Here is an 18,945-nt window from a genome sequence, read left to right on the forward strand (position 1 = left end):
CTACGCGCTGCGCCGCTCGGTCGGAAGCCCCTCGAGCAGCTTCTTGAGCTTCGCAACCGAGTTCTGCTCGGCGAGCGGCGTGTAGACGATCAATCGCATGTCCGAGCCGTCGTCGATCGACAGGCTCATATGCTCGAACGTCATCGCGCCGGCGATCGGATGCCGCAGGTGCTTGAGGCCGGAGAGCCGGTGCACGACATCGCGCTGCGGCCACCATTCGCGGAATTCAGGGCTGGAGCGCATCATCAGCGCGATCAGCCGCTCGAAATCAGGATCGCCGACGTATTTCGCGCTCTCGGCGCGGAACGCGGCGAGGGTCGCGCGCGCCAACTGCTCCCAATCCACCAGCAGGTGCCGCCGGTGCGGATCGGTGAAGACACCATGGATGATGTTGCGGGCATCGCCCTCCAACAGGCCGTAGTCGCCGAAAATGGCGACCGCCGCCTCGTTCCAGGCCAGCACGTCCCAGCGCGGGCCGACAACATAGGCGGGCTGCAACACCAGGCTCTGCAGCATGTGCAGCAAGGGCCCCTCGACCTTTCCCGCAACGATGCGCCGCCGCTCCGGCTGCTGGCGGCCGGCGAGCGTGAACAGATGCCGCTGCTCGGCGGCGTCGAGCCGCAGCGCCTGGCAGAGCGCCGACAGCACCTCGACCGAAGGCCGCACATCCCTGCCCTGCTCCAGCCAGGTGTACCAGGTCGTGCCGACGCCGGCGATCATCGCCACTTCCTCGCGCCGCAGCCCAGGCGTGCGTCGCCGCGCGCCGCAAGCGATGCCGGCGGCATCAGGCGAAAGCCGCTCGCGGCGGGAACGCAGGAAGGCGCCAAGCTCGCGCCGGCGATGATCTTCGGGGGAATGAGCGACGGCATCCATGCGCTTATTATAGCAGTACCGATACCAGGATAAAGTTTGAACTGTTTGAGACACACGCCGTGTCCCATCTTTCCGTGCAGAGCAGCGCAAGGAGGCTCTGGACATGGAACTCAAGGACAAGACAATTCTCGTCACCGGCTCGACCGACGGTGTCGGTCGCGTGGTCGCCGAAAGGCTCGGCGCCGCCGGCGCCCGCGTGCTGGTGCATGGCCGTGACGTGGGCCGCGGCAAAGCGACAGTCGCCGCGATCGAGGCCAAGGGCGGCAACGCGGAATTTCTCGCCGCCGATCTCGCTTCGCTTGCCGAAGTGCGCCGCCTCGCCGAAGCCGTGCGCATAAGGACCGACCGACTCGACATCCTGATCAACAATGCCGGCGTCGGCACCGGTGGCCAGGGCGCCAAACGGCAGGTCAGTGCCGATGGCTACGAGCTGCGCTTCGCCGTCAACTATCTCGCCGGCTTTCTGCTGACGTCGGAGCTTTTACCTTTGCTCAAGGCAAGCGCGCCGGCGCGCATCGTCAACGTCGCCTCGGCCGGCCAGCAGGCGATCGACTTCGACGACGTCATGCTGACGCACGGCTATAGCGGCGTGCGCGCCTACTGCCAGAGCAAGTTGGCGCAGATCCTGTTCACCGTCGATCTGGCGGAGCAGCTCGGCGGCACCGGCGTCACCGTCAACGCGCTTCATCCGGCAAGCTACATGGACACGACCATGGTCAGACAGGCCGGCGTCACGCCGTGGAGCTCGGTCGAAACCGGCGCCGACGCCATCCTCAACCTGGCGACATCGCCGGCGCTCGAAGGGCGCAGCGGCCGCTATTTCGACGGCCAGAGGGAATCGCGCGCCGATGCCCAGGCTTATGACGGAAAGGCCCGCGCCCAGTTGCGCGCGCTCAGCCTCGAACTGACCGGACACCGATCTTCAAAATCCAAGGAACAGCACTCATGAGCGAGACCATCGAACACTGCGTCATCATCGGCGGCTCGTCCGGTATCGGCCTTGCCACGGCCAGACGGCTGGTCGGCCCCGGCATGAAAGTCACCATCACCGGCCGCAACGAGGAGAAGCTGAAAAGCGCCTGGAAGAGCCTCGACGGCACCGTCGGCAAAGCCGCCTTCGACGCCGCCAAGCCGGACGAGGTGCGGCAGTTTTTTGCCGAGCTCGGGCCGTTCGACCACTTGGTTCTCGCGGCGAGCGGCGGCAAAGGCTTGGGGCCGTTCGCGACTCTCGACCTCGCCGACATCGGCAGCGGCGTCGACGAAAAAATCCGGCCGCAGCTCTCCTGTCTGCAAGCGGCCCTGCCGACCTTGAACAAGGCCGGGTCGGCCACCTTCATCTCGGCCGTCTCGGCGCAGATTGCAGCGCCCGGCGTCGCCGGCATCGGAGCCATCAACGGCATGCTCCTGACCGTCGCGCCGATCCTCGCCGTTGAGCTGAAGCCCTTGCGCGTCAACGTCGTTGCCCCCGGCGTCATCGACACGCCCTGGTGGGACTTTTTGCCGGACGATCAACGGCGAGCGGTGTTTGCCGAATATGCCGGCAAGACCCCGGTCGGCCGCATCGGCCGCGCCGAGGATGTCGCCGAAGCGATCGCGTTCCTGGTTTCCAACGGCTTCATGACCGGTCAGGTGCTGACCTGCGACGGCGGCCTGCGCTTTGCCGCGTGAACACCGAGGCGCGCGGATTTCTCATCCGCGCGCCGGCCGTCCGATCAGGCGGCCTTGGCGGCCGGCATCGGATGGATGGCGTGGAAGGGAATGCAGAGCCTGTTCCAGGTGTTGATCATGCCGAGCGCGACGGAGAGCTTGACCAGTTCCTCTTCGGAGAAATGCTCGAGCGTGCGCGCGTAGAGTTCGTCCGACACGCCGTCGTCGGCGATCAGCGTCACGGCCTCGGTCCATGCGAGGGCGGCGCGCTCGCGCTCGGAAAAGAGCGGCGATTCCTTCCAGGCGGCGACTAGGTAGAGCCGCGTTTCGGTCTCGCCGTCGCGTCTTGCCTCACGGCTGTGCATTTCGACGCAATATGAGCAGCCGTTGATCTGGGAGGCCCTGAGCTTGATCAGATGCAGCAGGCTCACTTCCAGCCCGCACTCGTCCACGGCCTTGTTGAGCGCCGACACCGCCTTCATGATCTCGGGCGCCTTGGCAAAGAACTGCAATCTCTGTTTCATCATCTTTCCTTCCAGGTTTTTGGGTGGGTTAGGGATCTAGGTCTGCTTGGATGAAGCGGATTTCTGCGGCCGCTGGTGGCGCTCGACGAAAGAACAGCTCGCGGCGTAGGATCGCGGATCGCCTTCGGCGGCGTATTCGGCCACGATGTCGGAAATCTTCACTTCGGCGAGCGCGGCCCGATAGGCGCGCTCGGCCTTGAGCATCGCGACATTGATGCCGCAGGGCTTCACATAGGCCGACGCGTCGATCTTGACCGGGCCACGCTGGCGGATTTCGCCGCAACGAAATGCCGGCTCTCTGCCCTCGACGGCGAGCACGATGTCGAGCAGCGTGATGCGCTCGGCCGGCCGCGCAAGCCGGTAGCCTCCCGCCGGCCCCGGCACCGATTCAAGAATTCGCGCCGCCGTGAGCATGTTGAGATGCTTGAGCAGATAGCTCGGCGAAAGCCCAAAACATTCCGCCAGCGCCGCGCCCGGCATCGTGCTGTTGCCGTCCACGCTGGCCAGCGTGGCTGTGCAGTGAATGGCCGCCTCGACGCCATCACCCAGTTTCATCGTGCCGACTCCTATTCTTGGATATCTTTTATCGTGGATAATTTCTATCCGCAATAGGCGAAATGAAAAGCGGCGCCCGAAGGCGCCGTTTTTCGCGCGCTCGAATTGAACGGTCCTTATTCCGCCGCCACCTTGGCCATCGGATTGTTGGGATGCGTCGTCCAGTTGGCGTAGATCGGCGACACCGGCTTGCCGGTGCGCTGGTCGAGCACGCCGGCCGCCAGCGGCTCCATGGTGATGCAGCCTTCGACCGGGCAGACATTGACGCAGAGATTGCAGCCGACGCATTCGGCCTCGATCACCTCGAAATGCCTGACCCCATTGACCATGCTGGTGATCGCCTGATGCGAGGTGTCCTCGCAGGCGATGTGGCAGCGGCCGCATTTGATGCAGGCGTCCTGGTCGATATGCGCCTTGGCGACATAGTTAAGGTTGAGATACTGCCAGTCGGTGACGTTGGGCGTGGCGCGGCCGATGATGTCGGACAGCGAGGCATGGCCCTTCTCGTCCATCCAATTCTCCAGCCCCGCGATCATCTCCTGCACGATCTTGAAGCCGTAGGTCATCGCCGCCGTGCAGACCTGCACGTTGCCGGCGCCTAGCGCCATGAATTCGGCAGCGTCACGCCAGGTGGTGATGCCGCCGATGCCGGAGATCGGCAGGCCATGCGTTTCCGGATCGCGCGCGATCTCGGCCACCATGTTCATGGCGATCGGCTTCACCGCCGGGCCGCAATAGCCGCCATGCGAGCCCTTGCCGTCGATGGTCGGCATCGGCGCGAAATTGTCGAGATCGACGCCGGTGATCGAGTTGATCGTGTTGATCAGCGACACCGCGTCGGTGCCCCCGGCCTTGGCAGCCCGGGCCGGCTTGCGGATGTCGGTGATGTTGGGCGTAAGCTTGGTGATGACGGGCATGCGCGTGTACTGCTTGCACCAGCGCACCACCATTTCGATATATTCCGGCACCTGGCCGACAGCCGAGCCCATGCCGCGCTCACTCATGCCGTGCGGGCAGCCGAAATTGAGCTCGATGCCGTCGGCGCCGGTTTCCTCGACCAGCGGCAGGATCGCCTTCCAGCTTTCCTCCACGCAAGGCACCATGATCGAGGCGATCAGCGCCCGGTCCGGCCAGTTCATCTTGACCTGCTTCATCTCGCGCAGGTTGGTCTGCAGGTCGCGGTCGGTGATCAGCTCGATGTTGTTCAAGCCCAGCAGCCGGCGGTCGGCGCCCCAGATCGCACCGTAGCGCGGACCGTTGACATTGACGACCGGCGGCCCCTCTTCGCCGAGCGTCTTCCACACCACGCCGCCCCAGCCCGCCTTAAAAGCGCGTTCGACATTATAGGCCTTGTCGGTCGGCGGCGCCGAGGCCAGCCAGAACGGATTGGGCGACTTGATGCCGATGAAGGTATTGCGGATGTCTGCCATGCTCATGCCCTCCCGTTAGAGGTCAGCGCCCGGTGGATGCTCTCGGCTGCATCGCGCCCTTGCGCTACCGCCGAGACAGTCAAATCGTCGCCGCCGAAGATGCAATCGCCGCCTGCCCAGACTTTCGCCAGTGAGGTGCGCCCTTCCGCATCGACCTTGATGCGGCCCCCTTCGAGCTCGATCGCTTCGCTGCTGCCGTTGAGGTGAGCAGGCACGAAGCTCTGGCCGATGGCCTTGAACACCTGGTCGGCGTTGAGCCGCAGCGTTTCCCCGGTGCCGACAAGCTTGTCACCGCTCATCGCGGTGTATTCGAGCTCGATGGCCGAGACCTTGCCGTTCTCGTCAATGACGCGCTTCGGCTGCAGCCAGTGGCGGATGGTGACGCCATTGGCGGCGGCCAGATCCTGCTCGAAGCCGGAAGCGTTCATGTGCTCCTGGCCGCGCCGGTAGCAGATCGTCACCTCCTCGGCGCCGAGCAATTTCGACTGCACCGCGGCATCGATCGCCGTCATGCCGCCGCCGATGACGACGACGCGCCGGCCGACCGGCAGGCTGGAGAGATCGCTTGCCTGGCGCAGTTCCGAGATGAATTCGACGGCATTGCTAACGCCGTCGGCGTCCTCGCCCTCGGCGCGCAGCGCATTGACGCCGCCCAGCCCGAGCCCGAGGAACACCGCATCGTAATTCCGCACCAGGTCGGCCAGCTGGAAATCGCGGCCGAGCGCCTTGCCGTTCTGGATGTCGATGCCGCCGATTGCGGTGACATAGTCGACCTCGGCCTGCGCGAAATCGTCGACGCTCTTATAGGCGGCGATGCCATATTCATTGAGGCCGCCGGCCTTCGGCCGCGCCTCGAGGATGGTCACGTCATGGCCGTGGCGGGCAAGGCGATGCGCCGCCGCCAGCCCAGCCGGCCCAGCGCCGACCACGGCGATGCTTTTCCCGGTCGGCTCGGCGCGCTTGTAGAACTGCTTGCCCTCCGCCATCGCCACATCGGTGGCGTAGCGCTGCAGCCGGCCGATCTGCACCGGCTTGCCTTCGGCCACCTCGCGCACGCAGACCTCTTCGCACAGCGTCTCGGTCGGGCAGACGCGGGCGCACATGCCGCCAAGGATGTTCTGGTCGAAGATCGTCTTGGCCGAGCCCAGCGGATTGCCGGTGGCGATCTGCCGGATGAACAACGGGATGTCGATCGAGGTCGGGCACGCGTTCATGCACGGCGCGTCGTAGCAGAAGTAGCAGCGATCGGATTCGACCAGCGCCTCGTGGTGATCGAGCGGCGGATGCAGGTCGGAAAAATTGTCGGCATATTGCTCGGAAGACAGCCGGCCGCCGGCAATGCCCTCGATGAAATGACCAGTCGCCATTCCAGTTCCCCTTGTTGTCGTTTTGGGGAAGGCTAGCACGTTTTATTTTTTTATCAATTGGTCAATTTTCGGCCAAGCCGCTGAAATGGTTGAGTAAAAATATGACAAATGAAGTCATGTTATAGCCGCCTCGGTCACCTCCGCGGTGTCGTGGCTTGTGACCCTGCGGCTGTGGATCGACCGGATCTCGGCCGCCACAAGTTCCTGCAGCCGCCACAGATTGCGGTCATGGATGCCGAAGGTCTCGAGATGGCTGACGGTGTTGTAGAGATATTCGGCGCCGGAGCCGACATGGCCGCACGCGCGCGCCAGCACCCAAGCCACCTTCTCCAGCGGCTGCCTGAGCGACGTCCCCCTGCCGGTCACGCCAACCCAGAAGCCCAGCGCCCGCAGCCGGCCTTGCGCCGTGCGCACCGGAACCCACCTGACGGACGCAACGGCTTCGTGGTCGTCGATCTCGCGTCGCAACAGCCTTTCGATCTGGGCGGGCTTGTCGCCGTCCGGCAGGCGATAGATGACACCGTCGCAGCGTCCGCCGCGTTCGAGCGCCATCATCAGTCCGGGCTGCGCGGCGCTGCCTCTCCAGCGCACGAGATCCAGGCAGAAGGAGCGATGCCAGCCATGCGCCGAGGCACGCTGCTGCTCTACCGACTCGAAGGCCGGTTTCCAGATCAGCGAGCCATAGGCGAACACCCAAAGCGGTCCTGCGTCGGCTTCGCCGGCGAGACGCGTGGCGAGTGCGCTGAAATCGTCGTCGCTGAGTTGCGTCCACTCCCCGCTCGGACCGGGATCGATCTCGTCGCGATGGCAAAGAGCGACAAGCTCGGGCGTGAGCGACATCTGGCGCATGGAAAACGCGAACCCCTCTTTGACGGCAGCAAAGTCGAAAAGCCCGGGCCATGCAAGATCGGGGCGGAGCGCCTTGCCGGCCGATATTTTCGGCCCATGTCGGAATTCTGTCGCCAGGATCGTCCTAGGATGGATCGAACAACGATCGCTGCCTGAACCGGTGAGGAGACCGACCATGCCGAAATCCCCGCAACCTTTCTTCTGGTACGAGTTGATGACCACCGACCTCGACGCCGCCGAGGCCTTCTACACCGCCGTTGTCGGCTGGAAAGCCGAGCCTTTCGACAAGGCGCCCGGCATGCCCCGCTACATTGTCGTGAATTCCGCCGTGCGCGGCGTCGGCGGATTGATGACCATGCCGGAAGAGCCCGCCAAGATGGGCATGCCGCCCGCATGGATCGGCTATATCTATACCAAGAACGTCGACGCCTCCACGCAAGCGCTCAAGGACGCCGGTGGTGCGGTGCATCGGGCGCCCGACGATATTCCGGGCGTCGGCCGCTTCGCCGTCGTCGCCGACCCGCAAGGAGCCGCCTTCATGTTCTTGCAGCCCAATCAGCCGGAACAGCCGCCGGTGCCGGCGACCACGCTTGGCCATGTCGGCTGGCATGAGCTCTACACGACCGACTGGAAGGCGGCCTTCGATTTCTATTCCAGTCAGTTCGGCTGGGAGAGCGCCGGCGAGTTCGACATGGGCGAGATGGGTATCTACAAGACCTTCGGCGCCGGCCCCGAATCCGGTGGCGGCATCATGAACAAGCCGCCGCAGATCCCGGTTCCCGTCTGGCAGTTCTATTTCAACGTCGACGCCATCGATGCCGCCGCCAAGCGCGTCACCGACAATGGCGGCAAGGTCATCATGGGTCCGATGGAGGTGCCGAGCGGCCAGTGGATCATCCAGTGCCAGGACCCGCAAGGCGCGCATTTCGCATTGCTGGCGCCGGTGCGGTAGCAGCGCCCACCTGACATATTGGCGCCGGATCACTCCGGCGTCAGCACCGCAAGCTTCAGATCGGCTTTTTTCGCACCGCTGAGCTGGACGATGGCCGCTCCGCCCTGGAGCCTGAAGCGCACGCTCTTGCGGATGCCCGGGCAGTTCTTGACGCCGCTGAAAGCCGCCGATTTCACGGTCTTCCCGTCCTGCACGACGTCGATCCAGGCCTCATCGGACAGGCTGAACTGCAGCTCGCCCCCAGGCGGCACGGTCACATTTGCCGTCGCGCCGAAAGTGCCGGCTTTCGGCGCGCGGTCCGGCGGCACTTCAAAGCTGACCGTGTCGACGGCCTCAAGCGAGAAATCCACCGCTTGCCCGACCGTGAGGGTGGCGCCGGACTGAGCCGCAGGCGCTGTCGAGAACAGGGCTTGCTCGCGCGCGATCGGCCATTTGAAGGCATCGCAACCCGCGTCTGCGGCTGCGGCGAAGCCGGTGCCAGTGAGGATTGCGAACAGGCTGATGACGATGACTTTTTTCATGGCAAAGCGATCCGTACGGTTTGATATCCTCCATCCTCCAGTACAACTTTAAGGATATATATGCAACCATAGAGAGAATAAAAAATCCGGGAGAATGAAACCATTTCCACTCACCGATTGTTGATGGTGAGCCATGGGAAGTGAGTGGTTCATTGCTGGGCGATAAATTATGGCCGGGCGGGAGGGTAAAATGGAGTTCTAGATGAAGCTTTTCGAAGGCCTCACCCAGTACCGTCCGCAAGCGCTTGGCGTGTTGCGCATCATGACCGCCTTGCAGTTCATCGAACATGGCTCTCAGAAGCTGTTCAACTTCCCGGCCAGCGCTGAGCCGCACGCCCTCACCGGGCTGACGACGGTTGCCGGCATCCTCGAATTCGCCGGCGGCATCCTGTTGGCGCTCGGCCTCTTTACCCGCCCCGTAGCGTTCCTTCTGGCCGGCGAAATGGCCATCGCCTATTTCATGGCGCACTTCCCGCGCGGCTTCTTCCCCGTCAACAACGGCGGCGACTTGGCGATCTCCTTCTGCTTCATCTTCCTCTATCTGATCTTCGCCGGGTCGGGCGCCTTCGCGTTGGACAACCGCCGCAGCGCCTGAAGCGTCCAAAGGGTGCGCGCCTGGGGACTTTTTGTTTCGACGCAATTTCGCGCGGAAACCGCTTCCCGCTTTCCTGGCTTTTGCCCTAGCCGCGCATCCGCTCGAAATTGGCATCGAACAACGGCGCCGCCTGGATGCGCGCCTCATGGCGCTTGCCGAGGATCTCGATCTCGAAACCGTCATGCCTGTCGGCGATCTCCTTCGGCACATAGCCCATGGCGAGCGACGTCTTGGAATTGTGCGCGTAGCCGCCCGACGTGACCCAGCCGCGCACGACGCCGTCATGCCAGATCGCCTCGTCGCCGATGACATCGGCATCGACAGCGTCGACGATGAAGGCGCGCAGCCTGAGCCTGCCGCCTTGCTTGCGTTCGGCCAGCGCTGCCTGCTTGCCGATGAAATCGGCGTCCTTGCCATAGGCAACGAAGCGGTCGAGCCCGGCCTCGACCGGACCATAGATCGGCCGGTACTCGCGCGCCCACGAGCCGTAATTCTTTTCCAGCCTCAGCGCGTTGAGCGCGCGCGAGCCGAACAGGCCGATGCCGAATTCCTCGCCCGCCGTGATCAGCGCCTGATATGCGGCGCGCTGATATTCCGGCGCCACCCAGATCTCGTAGCCGAGGTCGCCGGTGTAGCTGACGCGTCCGACGAGGCATGGCGCCATGCCGATATCCATTCGTGCAACCGCCATGAAGGGGAACGCCGCGTCCGAAACGTCGACGCGGGTGACCTTGGCGAGCACCTCCCTCGCCTTCGGCCCGGCAATCGCAAGGCCGGTGAGCTTTTGCCCCAGCGCCTCGATCCGCACCGAGCCATCCTCGAGCAGATGCGCCTCGAACCAGCGCATATGGTACTGCTCGGCGATGCCGGATCCGGCGATGAACCACTCTGCGTCGTCGATGTTGGCCAAAGTGAAATCGCCGATCAGCTTGCCGTCGTCCTTCAGCATGGGCGCAAGCGTCATGCGGCCGCGCCTGGGCAGCTTGCAGGCGAAGATCCGGTCGAGCCAGGCGGAAGCGCCGTCGCCCGTCACCTTGTATTTGGCGAAGTTCGAGATCTCCGATAGGCCGACGCCGTTGCGCACCGCCGCGACTTCCCTGGCGACATGGTCGAAGTCGGTGGACCGCCGCCAGGAGAACTCGTCGGCGACGCCTTCCGGCGCATACCAGAGCGGTACTTCGAGCCCATAAGACACGCCCCATTGCGCGCCTTTGGCGGCAAGCGTGTCGTAGAGAGGCGTTGTCTTCAGTGGACGCCCGGCCGGCAGTTCCTCATTGGGGAAGCGGATCGAGAAGCGCCGGGAATAATTCTCGCGCACCTTGGCGTTGGTGTAGGCCATCGTCGCCCAGTCGCCGTAGCGCGCCACGTCCATAGCCCAGATGTCGGCGCCCGGATCGCCCTCGATCATCCAGTTGGAGAGCGCGAGCCCGACGCCGCCGCCCTGGCTGAAGCCGGCCATGACGCCGCAGGCGACCCAGAAGCCGGGCAGACCGCGCACCGGACCGACCAGCGGATTGCCATCGGGCGCGAAGGTGAAGGGGCCGTTGATGATCTGCTTGATCCCGGTCTTCTGGAAGGCGGGGAAATGGCGGAAGCCGACTTCCAGCGACGGCGCGATTCGATCGATGTCCGGTTCCAGCAGCTCATGGCCGAAATTCCAAGGTGTGGTGAACTCCGACCACACCTTGTTGGCCTTCTCATAGGTACCCATCAGCATGCCGCCGCGTTCCTGGCGCAGATAGAGCTCGCCGTCGAAGTCGACCGCGTGGATGATCTCGGTGCCGGTCTTCTTGTTCCAGTCGGCGACTTCCGGCATGTCCTCGGTGATCAAGTACATGTGCTCCATGGCGAGCACCGGCAGCTCCAGCCCAACCATGCGGCCGACCTCGCGCGCCCACAGCCCGCCGGCATTGACGACATGCTCGGCGATGATATCGCCCTTGTTGGTGATGACGCGCCATAACCCGTCCGGACGGCGCACGATGTCCTCGACCTTGGTGAAGCGCTCGACCTCCGCCCCAAGTTTCCGCGCGGCCTTGGCATAGGCGTGCGTCACGCCCGACGGGTCGAGATGGCCGTCCTCCTTGTTGCGTACGGCGCCGACGAACTGGCTGGGGTCGATGAGCGGCATCAACTCCGCCGCTTCCTTGGCCGAGATCACCTCGAGATCGATGCCGAGATAGCGGCCCTTGGACACCACGCCGCGCAGCCAGTCCATTCGTGCCTCGGTCGCGGCCAGCAGCACGCCGCCCGTCAGGTGCACGCCGGTCGCTTGCCCGGAAAGCTCCTCGATCTCCTTGTAGAGCGAGATCGTGTATTTCTGCAGCTTTGCGACGTTGGGATCGCCATTGATGGTGTGCATGCCCCCGGCCGCGTGCCAGGTCGAACCGGACGTCAGTTCATCGCGCTCTAGAAGCACGACGTCGGTCCATCCATGGCGTGCAAGATGGAACAGCACCGAGCATCCGACGACACCGCCGCCGATGACCACGACCTTTGCATGCGACTTCATGGATTTTTTCTCGTTGGTTCAGAGAGTTGAGAGATCGAAATGAATCAGGATGGGAAGCTGTTCCCTCACGGCTCGCCTTGCCCGATCGCTTCCTTGCGCCGCGCCATATAGGCTTCGAGCGCCTCGCGTATGGCAGGATCCATGGCCGGTTCGACATATTCCTCCAACGCCTTCTTCCAAAGCCTGGTCGCGCGCGCCGTCGTGTCGAGCGCGCCCGCCTCCTGCCAGGCTTCGTAATTCTGCCAGTTGGAGAGCATCGGCTGGTAGAAGGCGGTGGCGTAGCGCTGCAGCGTGTGCGGCTCGCCGAAGAAGTGGCCGCCGGTCGGCACCGCGCCCAGCGCCTCCACTGCAAGCTCCGGCTCGTCGACCACGATCGGCCGCAGGAATTCCATCATGTGCTGGATCATCTCGACATCGATGACGAGCTTCTCGAACGAGGCCGTCAGCCCGCCTTCCTGCCAGCCGGCGGCATGATAGACGAGGTTGCCGTGGCCGAGCACCGCGCCCCACAGCGCCATCATCGTCTCATAGGCGCCTTGCGCGTCGGCGGCATTGGAGGCCGAGCCCGGCGTCGTGCGGTAAGGCAAATTGTAACGTCGCGCCAATTGCCCGGAAGCGATGTTGGCCTTGGTGTTCTCCGGCGTGCCGAAGGCCGGCGCGCCCGACTTCATGTCGACATTCGAGGTAAAGGCGCCATACATCACCGGCGCGCCGGGACGCACCAACTGCGTCAGCACGATGCCGAACAGCGCTTCGGCATTCTGCTGCGCCAGCGCGCCGGCAAGCGTCACCGGGCTCATCGCGCCCATCAGCGTGAACGGCGTCACCGCCACCGACTGGCCGTATTCGGCCATGGTCATCAGCCCTTCCGCCATCATCTCATCGAAGCGGCGCGGCGAGTTGACCGAAATGATGGTGGTGATGCCCGGGTCCTGCGCCATCTCATCCAGCGTCAGACCGCGCGCGATCGCCATCATCTCGATGCCGTCCAGCGCCCTTCCCCGGCCGATCGCCGAGACGTGGAAACATTTGTCGGTCAGCGTCAGATTGGCGAAATAAGTGTCCATATGCCTTGTGTTCGCCGGCAGCTCGATCGGCGCGCAGACCTGGTTGCCGAGCATGTGGATGCAGTTGAAATGCTGCGCCAGCCGGACGAGGTCCGAATAGTCGGCGAGGTTGCCGGCGCGGCGGCCGCGCTCCATGTCATGCACATTGGGCGGGCCGGCAACGAGCGTGAAATTGATGGTGCCGCCGCCGAGATGGACGGCGTTGTCAGGATTTCGGGGCGTCAGCGTATAGGCCGGGCGTGTCGACTTCAGCGCCTCCTCGACCATGCCGCGATCGACGCGCACATTCATCGAGCCCCGGTCCACCTTGGCGCCGGCACGCTCGAACAGCGACAGCGCGCGTGCGCTCATCACCTCGATGCCGAAATTCTCCAATATGTGCATCGATGCCTGGTGGATGGCCTCGATCTGGTCGGCCGACAGCAGAGCCATCGGCGGATACGGATTCTCCACCCGCCGCCGCGGAAGTTGCGGGATGGCGGCCGGTCCCCGATTGCTGGTGCGCTCGGCGCCGCGCTTGCGTCTTGGTTCGCTCATGCGCGCATCAGAGCGCCGGCATCGCAGGCGAGCTGTCAGGAATTCGCCATTTGCCGGCGTGATTTTAGCCAAGGCGGCATTTTTCAAAATCAAGGAATAGAATTCCGACACAGATGGTCGTAATATCGATATTCGATTTTCAGGCCGCCACATCCGCGTTAAGGAAGCGAGCAAGACTCCTTTTATGATTTCGGCCTATTCGTCTCCCAATGCGTAGGTCGAGTTTTAGTAAAATTGTCGCTGTCTCCGTGCTGCTGGCGCTTTCGGCCTGCGCGACGGCGCCCAGCCACATCAACAATGTCTGCGCCGTCTTCGACCAGAATGACGGCTGGTTCGACAATTGGCAGTCCGCCGCCGAGCGGACCGAGCAGAAATACGGCATTCCCGTTCCCGTGCTGATGGCGACGGTGCGCAAGGAATCCGGCTTCAAGAGCAATGCCCGCCCGCCGCGCACCAAGCTGCTCGGCTTCATCCCGTGGAAGCATGTCTCGAGCGCTACCGGCTACTCGCAGGCGCTCGACGGCACCTGGTCGCAATATCAAAGCGAGACCGGCAACTGGGCGGCACGCCGGACACGCTTTGCCGACGCCATCGATTTCGTCGGCTGGTACCACTCCAAGACCGCCGACACTTTCGGCGTCGCCCGGAACGACACCTACAATCTCTATCTGGCCTATTATCTCGGCTGGACAGCCTATGGCCGCGGCAATCGCGGCGACGCCGGCGTGCAAAGCTACGCGCGCGCCACCGACCAGATGGCTCGCGACTACGCGGCGCAGCTACGGCAATGCGGAAACTAACGCCCTTCCAGGGTTAGTGCCGCCTCGTCGTGTCCTTCGGCCTTGGAACACCGGTTTCCGAATCCTCGTCGCGCACTTCGTGGCGACGGGCTTTGAGCACCGCGTCGTTCTCCTCGACGCCCTCTCCGATCGCATCGGCTTCCGCGCTGGCGTTTTTGCCATCGGGACGCTGCGGCGGCGTGCCGGCAAAGCCCGGGCCCTCCCCGTGCGGCGCATCATCCGGCACGCCTTCATGTGCCGCGTGCTCCTTGTCGAACTTGATGACCGGTTCCATCTTGGCGAGCACGTCGTCCGAAAGCCAGCACAGGCTCGTATGGCCGCCGCCGAGATTCTTCACGGGCGGCACCTTCGTCTCGCACAGATTGTCCGGGACCAGCTTCTTGTAGCCGCATCGCGTCTGGAACGGGCAGCCGGTCGGCGGGTTCATCGCCGACGGGATGTCGCCTTCCAGCACGATATGCTTCTTGACCACGCTGGTGTCGGCGATCGGGATCGCGGAGAGCAGCGCCTCGGTATAGGGATGGTAGGGCGGCGAGAAGATCTGGTCGGTCGTGCCCTGCTCGACGATATAGCCGAGATACATGACGACGACGCGGTCGGCGATGTAGCGCACCACCGACAGATCGTGGCTGATGAACAGCATCGTCGTCTTGTTCTTGCGCTGGATGTCCATCAAGAGCTCGGTGACCGCCGCCTGCACCGAGACGTCGAGCGCCGAGACCGGCTCGTCGGCCACCACCACCTTGGCGTCGCCGGCAAAGGCGCGCGCAACGCCGATGCGCTGCTTCTGTCCGCCCGAAAGCTGGCGCGGCTTGCGGGTCTCGAAAGCCCTGGGCAGCTTCACCAGGTCGAGCAGCTCCAGCATGCGCTGGCGCCGCTCGGCGACCGTCTTGCCGACATTGAACTTCTCCAGCGTGCGGATGATCTGCGAGCCGACGCTGTGGCTGGGGTTCAGCGTGTCGAACGGATTCTGGAACACCATCTGGATCGACGACACGGTGTCGACGCCGCGGTTCTCGATGCCCGTCGACTGGATTTCCTTGTTTGCCAAAGTCACCGTGCCGGAACTGGCGGTCTCGAGACCCAGAAGCACCTTGGCCAGCGTCGACTTTCCGCAGCCGGACTCGCCGACGATCGCCACCGTCTCGGATTCACGCGCGGTGAACGAGATCGTCTCGTTGGCCTTGACGACGCGGCCTTCGCTGGAGCCGAACACCTCGCTGCCGCCGACCTTGTAGTATTTCTTGAGGTCCTGGATCTTCAGCACCGGCGCGCCGGGCTCGACCTTTTCGTTGACCTTCTTGGCGCCGGGCGGCAGCGCCTCCCAGTCGATCTCGTTGAAGCGCACGCAGCGCGAGAAATGCCCCTCATGGCCCTCGACCGGGATCATCGGGATTTCCGCCGCGTTGCAGACGCCCTCGACGAAATGGTGGCAGCGCGGCCCGAAATTGCAGCCCTTCGGCCGCTCATGCGGCAGCGGCAACTGCCCGGGAATGGAGATCAGCGGCCGCGAATTCTTGTCGGCGCCGGGCAGCGGGATCGAGCGGAACAGCCCTTGCGTGTAGGGATGGCGCATCCGGTCGAACACGTCCTCGATCTTGCCGGTCTCGACCGCCTCGCCGGAATACATCACCGTGATCTTGTCGCAGGTCTCCAGGATGAGGCCGAGATTGTGCGACACGAAGATCATCGAGGTGCCGAACTTCTCGCCGAGCCCCTTGACCAGCTCGACGATGCCGGCCTCGACCGTGACGTCGAGCGCGGTGGTCGGCTCGTCGAGCAGAAGCAGCGCCGGCTTGGACAGCAGCGCCATGGCGATGACGATGCGCTGCTGCTGGCCGCCGGAAAGCTGGTGCGGATAGGAGCGCATCATGCGCTCCGGATCGGGCAACTTCACCGCGCGCACCATCTCCAGGGCCCGGTTGTAGGCCTCTTCCTTCGAGACCTTGTCGTGGATCAGCGGCACTTCCATCAGTTGCTGGCCGATCTTCATCGCCGGATTGAGGCTCGCCATCGGCTCCTGGTAGATCATGGCGATCTTGTTGCCGCGGATGGCGCGCAGCTCTTCCTCGGACATCTCGCCCATGTCCCTGCCCTGGAACTTGATCCGGCCGCCGACGATCTTCCCGATGTTGGAGAGGTCGCGCATGATGCCGAGCGACACGGTCGACTTGCCGCAGCCGGATTCGCCGACGATGCCCATCGCCTCGCCGGGCATGACCGTGCAGGAAAAATCCATCACGGCCGGAATCTCGCCCTTGCGGGTGAAGAAGGAGATCGAGAGGTTCTCGATCTCGATGATGGGTTGAGCCGGATTTCGAACTGCCTCGTTCATGGGTCGCTCCAATCCTAAATTGTTCCAGCAGCTAGGGCCTGAACCCCCGCTATCAATCCTTCATCGACTGTTCGCGCAGCGAGTCCGCCAAGAGGTTCAGCCCCAGCACGAACGACATCAGGGCGATCGTCGGCGGCAGCGCCGGGTGGATGAAGGAACGCAGCAGCCGGCTGGCGTCCTTGATCGCGGTGCCCCAGTCGGGGCTCTCCGGCGCCAGGCCCAGGCCGAAATAGCCGAGCGTTCCGAGCAGGATCGTCGTGTAGCCGATGCGCAGGCAGGCATCGACGATCAGCGGGCCGCGCGCATTGGGCAGGATCTCCCACAGCATGATGTACCAGGGCGATTCACCGCGCGTCTGCGCCGCCGCCACATAGTCGCGCGTCTTGATGTCCATGGTCAGCCCGCGCACGATGCGGAACACGCCGGGGCTGGAGGCGAACACCACCGCCACGAAGATGTTGAGCTGGTTGGGATCGATGTGGACGAGCTTGAGCGGATCCTTGTCGAAGACCAGGCCCGCATAGATCCAGCCGCCGACCACCAGCGTGATGCCGAGCAGGATATAGAGCCGGTCCGGCCGGTTCTTGTAGCGGGTCCAGAACAGGACGCAGAAGAAGATGATCGGGAACAGGAAGAACAGTCCCGCCATCGCATAGGGGATCGGCGTGTCCATGATGCCCGGCGTCACCAGGAGATAGAACAACAGGATCACCGGGAAGGCCAGCACCAGGTTGGCGAGGAAGGACAAGAGGGTGTCGATCTTGCCGCCATAGTAACCGGCAGGCAGGCCGAGCGTGATGCCCACCATCAGCGCGAAGCCGGTGGCGGCCGGCGCGATGATCAAAACGATCTGGCTGCCATAGACCATGCGCGAGAACACGTCGCGCGCAAGCTTGTCGCCGCCGAAATAATAGACGAGCTTCGACGCCGGCTCGATCGCGCCGGGCAGCGTGTCCTTCATCACCGAGACCTGGGCCAGCGGATCGAAGGGCGAGATGGTTGAGGCGAAGATCGCCGTGAACAGCCAGAACAGGCAGATGAAGACGCCGGCGATGCCGACGCCGCTGTCGAAGAGCTGGCCGTAGAGCCCGAGCTTGCGCCGATAGGCAAAGCTCGCGCCCATCACCAGGATAAGCGCGACCCAGACCGGCCAGAACCGCCAGAGCACGCCGAGAACGACATCGAAGGCGCTGATATATTCCGTTTGCATCGGCCCTGCCCCTACTGAACCCTGATACGCGGATTGAGAAACGCGTAGCCGACATCGGAAATGAGCTGCGTGATCAGCACGATGAACACCGAGACCAGCGAGCAGCCGAGCAAGAGATCGATGTCGTTGTTGCCGGCGGCTTCGACCAGGGTGTAGCCAAAACCCTGGTAGCGGAACATCACCTCGACGATGACGACACCGGTGAGCAGCCACGGGAACTGCAGCATGATGACGGTGAAGGGCGCGATCAGCGCGTTGCGCAATGCGTGCTTGATGACCACGCTGCTGAAGGACAGGCCCTTCAGCCGGGCTGTGCGGATATATTGCTGCGTCATCACCTCGACCATCGAGGCGCGTGTCATGCGCGCGATATAGCCGATGCCGTAGATCGCCAGCGTGATCACCGGCAGGGTGAAATTGTAGAAGGTGATGCCTTGGCTGGCTGACGCCGCCGAGCCGTTCAGCCAGCCGAGCCAGGAAGCGAAGATGACGGTGAAGATGACGCCCGACACATATTCGGGCGTCGCCGTCGAGGCGATCGAGGCGACCGACAGCACGCGGTCGGTGCGCGAGCCTTCGCGCATGCCGGCCAGGATGCCGATCAGCAGCGAGATCGGCACCATCACCGCCAGCACCCAGAACATCAGCAAGCCCGTGGCGCCGAGCGCCGGGAAGAGCTTCGCCGCGACGGTCGTCTTGAACTTGGTCGAGCAGCCGAAATCGCCTTGCAGCACGCCTGAGAACTGCGGCTCGGTCGGGTCGTTGCAGAAGGAGAAGCGCTGCGTGGTCTTGCCGGTCGCCGGGTCGGTGATCGGATGCTTCGGCAGGACGCCAAGCCACTGGCCGTAACGCAGGAAGAAGTTCTGCCGGTATCCGTGATTGACCAGCCAGCTTTCGAGCTGGTCGGCGGGCGTGTGCATCTCGGTCTGGCTGATCGCCAGCTTCTTCAGATTGGGCTCGAGATTGACGAGGAAGAAGACGACCAGCGTCAGGCACAGCATCGTGAGCAGTATCGTGCCGATGCGTCTGGCGATGAATGAGAACATGTGTGCCCCCCTGCCGGCCGGGTTGGGGTCAGATACGTTCAACCCTGTTTCGTAATGCGGATGGCGCCCCGCCGCCGCTGCAGGTTATGCAACGGCAACGAAGCTGCAAATACGAGGGGCGGCTG

The 18,945-nt window shown here is 63.9% G+C and carries 17 protein-coding genes; 5 read left to right on the forward strand and 12 right to left on the reverse strand.

Annotated elements, in window-relative coordinates:
• Entirely contained in the window at positions 1 to 873 is an 873-nt protein-coding gene (locus tag MJ8_RS21710; protein WP_201410782.1) for a helix-turn-helix transcriptional regulator, read from the reverse strand.
• 103 nt (positions 874 to 976) lie between these two features.
• Here MJ8_RS21710 and MJ8_RS21715 point away from each other — a divergent pair, with 103 nt between their 5' ends.
• Together MJ8_RS21715 and MJ8_RS21720 are read left to right on the forward strand one after the other, a co-directional pair.
• On the forward strand, positions 977 to 1,822 hold the full coding sequence (locus MJ8_RS21715) for an SDR family NAD(P)-dependent oxidoreductase (RefSeq protein ID WP_201410783.1): 846 nt from the start codon (positions 977 to 979) through the stop codon (positions 1,820 to 1,822).
• Positions 1,819 to 2,541 carry an SDR family oxidoreductase gene (locus MJ8_RS21720; protein ID WP_201410784.1) on the forward strand — a complete coding sequence of 241 codons (723 nt, stop codon included), beginning with the start codon at positions 1,819 to 1,821 and terminating at the stop codon, positions 2,539 to 2,541. The genes MJ8_RS21715 and MJ8_RS21720 overlap by 4 nt, the downstream gene beginning before the upstream one ends.
• A 44-nt stretch (positions 2,542 to 2,585) precedes the next feature.
• Here MJ8_RS21720 and MJ8_RS21725 read toward each other — a convergent pair whose 3' ends face one another.
• From MJ8_RS21725 to MJ8_RS21745, 5 genes are all read right to left on the reverse strand, one after another.
• Complete coding sequence (locus MJ8_RS21725; RefSeq protein WP_201415524.1) at positions 2,586 to 3,044, reverse strand: carboxymuconolactone decarboxylase family protein; 459 nt, start codon at positions 3,042 to 3,044, stop codon at positions 2,586 to 2,588.
• A gap of 36 nt (positions 3,045 to 3,080) precedes the next feature.
• On the reverse strand, positions 3,081 to 3,599 hold the full coding sequence (locus MJ8_RS21730) for an RrF2 family transcriptional regulator (protein WP_201410785.1): 519 nt from the start codon (positions 3,597 to 3,599) through the stop codon (positions 3,081 to 3,083).
• A 116-nt stretch (positions 3,600 to 3,715) separates the two neighbouring features.
• Complete coding sequence (gene preA / locus MJ8_RS21735) at positions 3,716 to 5,029, reverse strand: NAD-dependent dihydropyrimidine dehydrogenase subunit PreA (RefSeq protein WP_201410786.1); 1,314 nt, start codon at positions 5,027 to 5,029, stop codon at positions 3,716 to 3,718.
• A gap of 2 nt (positions 5,030 to 5,031) precedes the next feature.
• Complete coding sequence (locus MJ8_RS21740; protein WP_201410787.1) at positions 5,032 to 6,396, reverse strand: NAD(P)-dependent oxidoreductase; 1,365 nt, start codon at positions 6,394 to 6,396, stop codon at positions 5,032 to 5,034.
• 114 nt (positions 6,397 to 6,510) lie between these two features.
• The gene (locus MJ8_RS21745) at positions 6,511 to 7,245 is read right to left on the reverse strand and encodes a gamma-glutamylcyclotransferase (protein WP_201410788.1); all 735 of its coding nucleotides are present in this window, start codon (positions 7,243 to 7,245) and stop codon (positions 6,511 to 6,513) included.
• Positions 7,246 to 7,420: 175 nt separating this feature from the next.
• Here MJ8_RS21745 and MJ8_RS21750 point away from each other — a divergent pair, with 175 nt between their 5' ends.
• Positions 7,421 to 8,197: a VOC family protein gene (locus MJ8_RS21750; RefSeq protein ID WP_201410789.1), complete on the forward strand. Its 777-nt coding sequence runs from the start codon at positions 7,421 to 7,423 to the stop codon at positions 8,195 to 8,197.
• Between the two features lie 29 nt (positions 8,198 to 8,226).
• On the opposite strand, the gene MJ8_RS21755 is transcribed toward MJ8_RS21750, so the two are convergent.
• Positions 8,227 to 8,718, reverse strand: a complete 492-nt coding sequence (locus tag MJ8_RS21755; protein ID WP_201410790.1) for a hypothetical protein — start codon at positions 8,716 to 8,718, stop codon at positions 8,227 to 8,229.
• 202 nt (positions 8,719 to 8,920) lie between these two features.
• Here MJ8_RS21755 and MJ8_RS21760 point away from each other — a divergent pair, with 202 nt between their 5' ends.
• Complete coding sequence (locus MJ8_RS21760; RefSeq protein ID WP_201410791.1) at positions 8,921 to 9,313, forward strand: DoxX family protein; 393 nt, start codon at positions 8,921 to 8,923, stop codon at positions 9,311 to 9,313.
• An 85-nt stretch (positions 9,314 to 9,398) separates the two neighbouring features.
• Here MJ8_RS21760 and MJ8_RS21765 read toward each other — a convergent pair whose 3' ends face one another.
• Both MJ8_RS21765 and MJ8_RS21770 read right to left on the reverse strand, forming a co-directional pair.
• The gene (locus MJ8_RS21765) at positions 9,399 to 11,825 is read right to left on the reverse strand and encodes a GcvT family protein (protein ID WP_201410792.1); all 2,427 of its coding nucleotides are present in this window, start codon (positions 11,823 to 11,825) and stop codon (positions 9,399 to 9,401) included.
• A 65-nt stretch (positions 11,826 to 11,890) separates the two neighbouring features.
• Positions 11,891 to 13,429 (reverse strand): trimethylamine methyltransferase family protein, encoded by a 1,539-nt coding sequence (locus tag MJ8_RS21770; RefSeq protein ID WP_201410793.1) that lies wholly within the window; start codon positions 13,427 to 13,429, stop codon positions 11,891 to 11,893.
• A gap of 209 nt (positions 13,430 to 13,638) precedes the next feature.
• Here MJ8_RS21770 and MJ8_RS21775 point away from each other — a divergent pair, with 209 nt between their 5' ends.
• Positions 13,639 to 14,229 carry a transglycosylase SLT domain-containing protein gene (locus tag MJ8_RS21775; protein ID WP_201410794.1) on the forward strand — a complete coding sequence of 197 codons (591 nt, stop codon included), beginning with the start codon at positions 13,639 to 13,641 and terminating at the stop codon, positions 14,227 to 14,229.
• A 13-nt stretch (positions 14,230 to 14,242) separates the two neighbouring features.
• Here MJ8_RS21775 and MJ8_RS21780 read toward each other — a convergent pair whose 3' ends face one another.
• Genes MJ8_RS21780 through MJ8_RS21790 form a run of 3 tightly spaced genes read right to left on the reverse strand, consistent with a single transcriptional unit; the run spans position 14,243 to position 18,820 of the window.
• A complete protein-coding gene (locus tag MJ8_RS21780; protein WP_201410795.1) occupies positions 14,243 to 16,564 on the reverse strand; it encodes an ABC transporter ATP-binding protein in 2,322 nt (773 codons plus the stop codon).
• Between the two features lie 52 nt (positions 16,565 to 16,616).
• Positions 16,617 to 17,774, reverse strand: a complete 1,158-nt coding sequence (locus tag MJ8_RS21785) for an ABC transporter permease (protein WP_201410796.1) — start codon at positions 17,772 to 17,774, stop codon at positions 16,617 to 16,619.
• A gap of 11 nt (positions 17,775 to 17,785) precedes the next feature.
• Positions 17,786 to 18,820: an ABC transporter permease gene (locus MJ8_RS21790; protein WP_040984157.1), complete on the reverse strand. Its 1,035-nt coding sequence runs from the start codon at positions 18,818 to 18,820 to the stop codon at positions 17,786 to 17,788.
• Positions 18,821 to 18,945: the final 125 nt, after the last annotated feature.

The organism is Mesorhizobium sp. J8, from assembly GCF_016591715.1.
Taxonomy (GTDB): domain Bacteria; phylum Pseudomonadota; class Alphaproteobacteria; order Rhizobiales; family Rhizobiaceae; genus Mesorhizobium.

Excerpts from the sequence above, each read along its gene's own strand:
- MJ8_RS21740 (WP_201410787.1), bottom strand. The coding sequence starts at position 6,396 with ATGGCGACTGGTCATTTCATCGAGGGCATTGCCGGCGGCCGGCTGTCT.
- MJ8_RS21765 (WP_201410792.1), bottom strand. The coding sequence starts at position 11,825 with ATGAAGTCGCATGCAAAGGTCGTGGTCATCGGCGGCGGTGTCGTCGGA.
- MJ8_RS21730 (WP_201410785.1), bottom strand. The coding sequence starts at position 3,599 with ATGAAACTGGGTGATGGCGTCGAGGCGGCCATTCACTGCACAGCCACG.
- MJ8_RS21770 (WP_201410793.1), bottom strand. The coding sequence starts at position 13,429 with ATGAGCGAACCAAGACGCAAGCGCGGCGCCGAGCGCACCAGCAATCGG.
- MJ8_RS21710 (WP_201410782.1), bottom strand. The coding sequence starts at position 873 with ATGGATGCCGTCGCTCATTCCCCCGAAGATCATCGCCGGCGCGAGCTT.
- preA (WP_201410786.1), bottom strand. The coding sequence starts at position 5,029 with ATGGCAGACATCCGCAATACCTTCATCGGCATCAAGTCGCCCAATCCG.
- MJ8_RS21780 (WP_201410795.1), bottom strand. The coding sequence starts at position 16,564 with ATGAACGAGGCAGTTCGAAATCCGGCTCAACCCATCATCGAGATCGAG.
- MJ8_RS21725 (WP_201415524.1), bottom strand. The coding sequence starts at position 3,044 with ATGAAACAGAGATTGCAGTTCTTTGCCAAGGCGCCCGAGATCATGAAG.
- MJ8_RS21775 (WP_201410794.1), top strand. The coding sequence starts at position 13,639 with ATGCGTAGGTCGAGTTTTAGTAAAATTGTCGCTGTCTCCGTGCTGCTG.
- MJ8_RS21785 (WP_201410796.1), bottom strand. The coding sequence starts at position 17,774 with ATGCAAACGGAATATATCAGCGCCTTCGATGTCGTTCTCGGCGTGCTC.
- MJ8_RS21715 (WP_201410783.1), top strand. The coding sequence starts at position 977 with ATGGAACTCAAGGACAAGACAATTCTCGTCACCGGCTCGACCGACGGT.
- MJ8_RS21720 (WP_201410784.1), top strand. The coding sequence starts at position 1,819 with ATGAGCGAGACCATCGAACACTGCGTCATCATCGGCGGCTCGTCCGGT.
- MJ8_RS21745 (WP_201410788.1), bottom strand. The coding sequence starts at position 7,245 with ATGCGCCAGATGTCGCTCACGCCCGAGCTTGTCGCTCTTTGCCATCGC.
- MJ8_RS21750 (WP_201410789.1), top strand. The coding sequence starts at position 7,421 with ATGCCGAAATCCCCGCAACCTTTCTTCTGGTACGAGTTGATGACCACC.
- MJ8_RS21755 (WP_201410790.1), bottom strand. The coding sequence starts at position 8,718 with ATGAAAAAAGTCATCGTCATCAGCCTGTTCGCAATCCTCACTGGCACC.
- MJ8_RS21790 (WP_040984157.1), bottom strand. The coding sequence starts at position 18,820 with ATGTTCTCATTCATCGCCAGACGCATCGGCACGATACTGCTCACGATG.
- MJ8_RS21760 (WP_201410791.1), top strand. The coding sequence starts at position 8,921 with ATGAAGCTTTTCGAAGGCCTCACCCAGTACCGTCCGCAAGCGCTTGGC.